The sequence below is a fragment of the Massilia sp. CT11-108 genome (assembly GCF_047302915.1).
Taxonomy (GTDB): domain Bacteria; phylum Pseudomonadota; class Gammaproteobacteria; order Burkholderiales; family Burkholderiaceae_D; genus Telluria; species Telluria orientalis.
Window position 1 is genome coordinate 1 of sequence record NZ_JBKYMO010001176.1, and the last position, 565, is coordinate 565.

The following is a 565-nucleotide window of genomic DNA, read 5'->3' on the forward strand; positions in this document are numbered from 1 at the left end:
CTGCACGGCTCCCACGCCGCGGGCAAGCCGGCGCCGCGCCGCTATCTCGCTGCGATCGCGGCCAGCCTGGGCACGGCCATCGTCGCGCTGCCGCTGCTGCCGTTGCTGGACGTCGCCAACGTCGCCATGCTGTTCCTGCTGACGGTGGTGCTCGTCGCGATCCGCCTCGGCCGCGGCCCCGCGATCCTCGCGACCCTGGTCGGCTTTTGCGCGCTCGTCGCCGCCGCGCCGCGCCGCCAGTACGACGTCAGCGAATTCAAGTACGCCGTCGCGCTGGCCGTGATGCTGGCCGTCGGCTGGATCACGGCGCGGCTGACGTCGGACCTGCGCGAGCAGGCGGAAAGCGCGACCGGGCGCGAAGCCCGCACCCGCGCGCTGTACGAATTCGCGCGGGCGCTGTCCGTCGCGCTGCAGACGGAGCAAGTCTTCGAGATCACCCGCCGCTTCCTCGCGCGCACCTTCGATGCCCGCGCCGCGATCCTGTTGCCGGACGATACGGGACGCCTGCGCTGGCCGGTCGCGGGTACGGCCCGCGCCTGTCTGTTTTAAACAACAACGAGCCCAC

The 565-nt window shown here is 72.0% G+C and carries 1 protein-coding gene; it reads left to right on the forward strand.

The features are described from left to right. The coding region (locus ACEN88_RS33825; protein WP_413346738.1) for a DUF4118 domain-containing protein at nucleotides 1–549 on the forward strand (549 nt) is incomplete at its 5' end. Nucleotides 550–565 lie beyond the last annotated feature (16 nt).